This window comes from Glycomyces halotolerans, from assembly GCF_054779575.1.
Window position 1 is genome coordinate 1 of record NZ_BAAGXZ010000053.1, and the last position, 1,187, is coordinate 1,187.

1 protein-coding gene is annotated in these 1,187 nt (G+C 65.0%); it reads left to right on the forward strand.

Features of this window, described 5'->3' with window-relative positions:
• Positions 1–18: 18 nt before the first annotated feature.
• Positions 19–1,187: xylose isomerase (xylA, locus tag ACYVL2_RS19970; RefSeq protein ID WP_460546559.1), on the forward strand; the 1,169-nt coding region annotated here is incomplete at its 3' end.

A 1,187-nucleotide genomic window follows, 5' to 3' on the forward strand; every position in this document is an offset into this window, starting at 1 on the left:
AGCAAAGGACGTAGCGATATGAGTGATGAGTTCGCACCGACTCCCGAGGACAAGTTCTCGTTCGGGATCTGGACGGTCGGTTGGCCTGCACAGGATGTGTTCGGGCCGGCCACGCGAGCGCCGATGGCGGCGGACCGGGCTGTGCGGAAGCTGGCCGAGATCGGGGCTTACGGGGTCAACTTCCACGACAACGACGTGTTCGACTTCGACGCCTCCGAGTCCGAGCGCGACCAGAGGATCGCGGCGTTCCGCAAGGCCCTGGACGAGACGGGTCTGAAGGTCACCACCGCGACGACGAACCTGTTCTCGCACCCGGTCTTCAAGGACGGCGGTTTCACCCACAATGACCGCGACGTGCGCCGCTTCGCGATCAGCAAGGTCATGCGCAACGTCGACTTGGCCGCGGAACTGGGAGCGAAGGTGTACGTGGCCTGGGGCGGGCGTGAAGGCGCCGAGTCAGGCGGCTCGAAGGACGTGCAGTCGGCCCTGTCTCGGATGAAGGAGGCTTTCGATGTGCTCGGTCAGTATGTGACCGATCAGGGCTACGACCTCCGGTTCGCGATCGAGCCGAAGCCGAACGAGCCGCGCGGGAACATCTTGCTGCCGACGATCGGGCATGCGCTGGCGTTCATCGAGGAGCTCGAGCGGCCGGAGTTGGTGGGTATCAATCCGGAGGTCGGGCATGAGGAGATGGCCGGGCTCGATTACGCGGCGGGTATTCGTCAGGCGCTGTGGCACGGGAAGCTGTACCACATCGATCTCAACGGGCAGACTGGTCCGCGTTATGACCAGGATCTGCGTTTCGGTGCCGGCAATGTCGGGGGTGCGTTCTGGGCTGTGGATGCGGTCGAGGAGGGTATCGCCAAGGGTCAGTACGATGGGCCGATCCATTTCGATTTCAAGCCGCCGCGGGTTGAGGACGATGAGGGCGTGTGGGTTTCGGCGGCGGCGTGCATGCGCAACTACAAGATTCTGCGGTCGAAGGTCAGGGCGTTCCGTGCCGATCCGGAGGTGCGGGAGGCGTTGCGGGCGGCGCGGGTCGATCAGCTCGCGGTGCCGACCCTGGCCGACGGTGAGTCGGCGGCCGACTTGAAGAACGTGGAGGTGGATGTGGAGGCTCTGGCGGCGAAGGGGATGGGCTTCGAGCGGCTCGACCAGCTCGCCCTCGAACACCTCTACGGCGTGCG